This is a genomic window from Devosia sp. (genome assembly GCF_028290645.1).
Classification (GTDB): domain Bacteria; phylum Pseudomonadota; class Alphaproteobacteria; order Rhizobiales; family Devosiaceae; genus Devosia_A.
Genome location: NZ_JAQGJL010000031.1, coordinates 1 through 3,798, shown reverse-complemented (window position 1 = coordinate 3,798; position 3,798 = coordinate 1). Strand labels below are relative to the sequence as shown.

General features: G+C 60.4%; 3 protein-coding genes. 1 reads left to right on the top strand and 2 read right to left on the bottom strand.

Going from position 1 to position 3,798, the window contains the following annotated elements:
* Nucleotides 1–20: 20 nt before the first annotated feature.
* Both JWQ89_RS01965 and JWQ89_RS01960 read right to left on the bottom strand, forming a co-directional pair.
* The gene (locus tag JWQ89_RS01965; RefSeq protein WP_299637949.1) at nucleotides 21–1,133 is read right to left on the bottom strand and encodes a TauD/TfdA family dioxygenase; all 1,113 of its coding nucleotides are present in this window, start codon (nucleotides 1,131–1,133) and stop codon (nucleotides 21–23) included.
* Between the two features lie 37 nt (nucleotides 1,134–1,170).
* On the bottom strand, nucleotides 1,171–2,172 hold the full coding sequence (locus JWQ89_RS01960; protein ID WP_299637947.1) for a tripartite tricarboxylate transporter substrate-binding protein: 1,002 nt from the start codon (nucleotides 2,170–2,172) through the stop codon (nucleotides 1,171–1,173).
* Between the two features lie 706 nt (nucleotides 2,173–2,878).
* On the opposite strand from JWQ89_RS01960, the gene JWQ89_RS01955 reads away from it, so the two are divergent.
* Nucleotides 2,879–3,798 (top strand): TauD/TfdA family dioxygenase (locus JWQ89_RS01955; protein ID WP_299637945.1); only part of this gene is annotated, 920 nt, incomplete at its 3' end.

Sequence of the window (3,798 nt, the reverse complement as noted above, 5' to 3'; positions counted from 1 at the left end):
CTTCGGTTACTGAAAAACCCTTATTGGGTTTTTGGGCCGTCCGGCGTGGCGACCATGCCGAGCGCGACCGCCGTGCGTTTACGGTAGTCGCCGAACTGCTTGGTGAACCACCACCAGGGCACGCCGCCGCGCACGGACGCCGGCTCGATCGACGTATAGGCCTGCTTCCAAGTTTCGGGCAGCTGGCGGCCGTAAGGTGTCGACAGCCACATGCGCATGACATGGCGCTTGAGCTCGACCTCGTCGTAGTCGATGACCTGCGAGCGGCCATGAACGACCTGGTAGTTGACGACGAACTGCAGGTCGCCCGGCTCGAAATACATCTCGAAATAGAACGACGGATCGTTCGCCAGCTCGAAGGCGTATTCGACCGCCTCGCGCTGCAGCGGCGTCAGCTTCGGCGTGTCGGGGAAGCTCTGCGCCTTCAGGGTGCGGTTGTAGCTGTAACGGCTGGCGAATGAGCCGTCGCGCGAAAAGCCGAAGAAGGGCGTGGTGAACCAGTCCTCGCCGCTCACCGGATCGGCCATTACCCAGGCGATGGGATGGGCCTTGTAGAGCTCCTGCACCAGGTCGGGCCGCGTCTCGACCATGTAGTCGTGGATGGCGGCCGTGCTGGCGAGCTTGCTCGCCCCGCCCGCCTTGGCACGCTGGCGGCAGAGCAGCAGCACCACGTCGCATTCGTCGGTATGGAAGCTCTGCGACTTGCCCGAGGTATAGCCGCGCGCATCGCTGCCCGGCGTGCCGCGCGCGCGGATGTCGCCGATCAATTCGGCATGCTGCGATTGCGCCAGCACAACGCCGAGATAGAGCCCGATGCCCCAATAGACCTGGTGAATCTCCGGTTCGCTCAAACCCTCGAGCGGCACGCCGCGCACCAGCAGGATGCCGAGCTGCCGGTCCATGTCGCGCATCAGCTTTTGCAGCGTCGGCCCGACCGTCGGCAGCGGGAAATCCGCCTGCGTTGCATCGAGCTGGGCGACGCCGGTCTTCTGATAGTGACGCAGACCAGCGAGGATTTCAGCGCGCTGCGGCTCCGACAGATGATATTTCCACTCGTCGCTGTTGGTGATGTCGGGGCCGCGCCAGGCGGCTTTGCCACCCACCTTGCGCAACTGCGTCATCGTGTCCGACATGGCATCCTCCCTGTCTTCACCGGCTAAACTGGCTAGCTTATTTCAAAACCGCTTTAGCTTTGGCAATGATCGCCGGATCGGTCGAGGAGACCGCTTCGGCGATTTTCTGCAGATCTTCGCCGCTCATGGGGCCGACGGCCATCTGCGATTTCTTCATGTCGGCAAGGAAGCCCGGATCCTTCACTGCCGAAACGAACGAGTCGCGCAGCATCTTGGTGCGCGCCGCCGGAATGCCCGGCGGGCCGGCATAAGGGTTGCCAAACACCGTGTAGGACTGGAAGAACTCGATGATCTTGCGGGCTTCCTCGTTCGGCGCCAGGTCCACCAACAGGGGTGCCGGCGGCGCGTCGGGATCGAGTTCGGCGCCGAGCTGGGCGAGCACACGCATCTTGCCGGTCTTGAACCAGTCGGGGTGGCTGGCGACGACCGTTTCGGCCGAACCAGTGCGGCCATGCACTTCGCCGCGCTCCATGGCGAGATAGATTTCCGCCGCACCGGAGAAGCCGACGATCGGGCGGGTCTTATAGCCGAGCAAGTTCTTCATTATCATTGGGATCATGTAGCTCTGCGACAGGGCGCTGCTGGCGCCGAACAGAGTCTCCACCGTCTTCATGTCCTCGACCGTCTTGGCCGGCGCTTCGCCCCACACCATCACCAGGGTGATGGTCGGCGCGACGCGGCCGATCCAGGTGAACTTGCCGACGTCATATTGCACGCCGTCGGTATCCAGCAGCATCTGGTAATGCGCCAGGGTCTGGTTCATCAGGCCCATCACCGTGCCATCCTTCGGCGCGATGTTGTAGATGTAGTTGCCCGCCTTCATGCCGCCGGCGCCGGGCATGTTCTGCACCACGTAGTTCGGCTTGCCCGGCAGATATTCGGTCATGTAGCGCGCGGCGATGCGCGCGTAGAAATCGTATGAGCCGCCCGGCGTCGAGGGCGACAGCATGATCAGCGTCTTGCCCTTGAAGAACATGTCCTGCGCAAAGGCCGCGCCGGACATCGTCACGGCAGCGCAGAACAGAGCCGCTGCCAACATCACTCGCTTCATAGGACCCTCTCTGTTTTCAATCGGCGAAACGCCTTCTGGTATTGTACCACGGTTATCATAGTGGCATCCCGGGTAAACCAGCAAAAGCCATGCCATGAAACCGCAGAGCGCACCGGCGTGGCAGGCGAGCGGAAATGCCATAGTGCAGGCGGTCGGTACGTGGCGGAGGAGGAGCCGCAGGTGGTGTAACGGGAGGCGGCGCATCCGGTGTATCTGGCTCTGCTGCATCTCAGCCTGGCGGATCCACCACGGCAGGCAACGCAGTACCCCAATTACCCGTGTCGAGAATAATGAGCGAGGATCGCATCGGCTGTCGATGTTGCGTTCGGTGGCAAAGGACTAATCACTCAAATTCCGATCACGCCAGCCTCTGGGCTTGAGCGACTCATTCTCTGTCGGGCTATTTTCCAGCGGAAAATGAAAGTCCGATTGATCCTGATGGCTGGGGTCTTGATCCCGATTATCGTCGCCTACTCAATAGCAGTACTTACACACCCGCATTTAGCTTCGTCGGGTTAGGCATAGTTCCGTATTTCCTGAATATTTTTCTGATCCCACTGGTTCGCAAGACGACACGGGCCCTGGTTCGCCAGTAGCAATAAGATTGAGTTGACTGCTGGTAAGTTCCTATCTATCCAGCTTTTACTCGTGGCGGACCAAGCGTCGCTGAGGAGCCCTTAAGGAGATCAGCGTCATGAGCGATTTTCGAACATTTCCCACCGCCGAACGCCAGCCGGCAGTTCCAATGCAGCCGGTGATTGATCCTGCTGGCTGGGATGCAGCCTCGCTCGGCCCCGTCGAAAATTGGTCGTATCAGATCACTCCTACCGACCAGGATGAACTCGTCGCCGGTGTTGCGGCCTTTCGCAAGACGGGGCGCCCGATCGTCGAGGTCGACAGTGGAAACTTTCCTCTCGCGAAACTCGCAGGCACGCTCCGAGATATCCGCCGCGAGCTCCTCGACGGCCGCGGGCTCGTGATGATTCAGAATTTTCCGCTCGACCAGCTCGACCCTGAGGGCGTGGCCATTGCCTATATGGGCTTTGGCTCATATCTCGGCGATAAGATGCTCCAGAATAAGCACGGGCACGTGCTCGGGCACGTGAAGGATCTCGGCGAGGACTACAGCACGACTGGCCGGGCCTACAACACGAATGCCGAACTCCGCTTCCATTCGGACGCGTGTAATTATGTGGGCCTGCTTTGCCTTCAAACTGCGAAGTCGGGCGGCGAGAGCCGCGTAGCTAGTTCGGTCACTGTTTATAACGAGATCCTGCAACGTCGTCCCGATCTGGCGAAGGTGCTGACCGAAGACTTCTATCGTTCGTATGCCGGCGAAATGAATCCAGGGGAGCTGCCGTACCATAAGCAACCCATTTTCACGTTCGCTGATGGCTATTTCAGCGCCATTGGCGCAGGCATCACCATTGAGAAGGCTTTGAAGCTCCCCGGCGTGCCGCCGCTGACGTCCACGCAGGCGGAGGCTATCCAGCTCTACCGGAGCATCGTGTCAGACCTGGCGGCGGACATTCCGTTCAAACGTGGCGACATCCAGTTCTTGAGCAACTACGTTACCTTACATTCGCGTCGTCACTATGAAGATTGGCCTCAGCA

Excerpts from the sequence above, each read along its gene's own strand:
- JWQ89_RS01965 (WP_299637949.1), bottom strand. The coding sequence starts at position 1,133 with ATGTCGGACACGATGACGCAGTTGCGCAAGGTGGGTGGCAAAGCCGCC.
- JWQ89_RS01960 (WP_299637947.1), bottom strand. The coding sequence starts at position 2,172 with ATGTTGGCAGCGGCTCTGTTCTGCGCTGCCGTGACGATGTCCGGCGCG.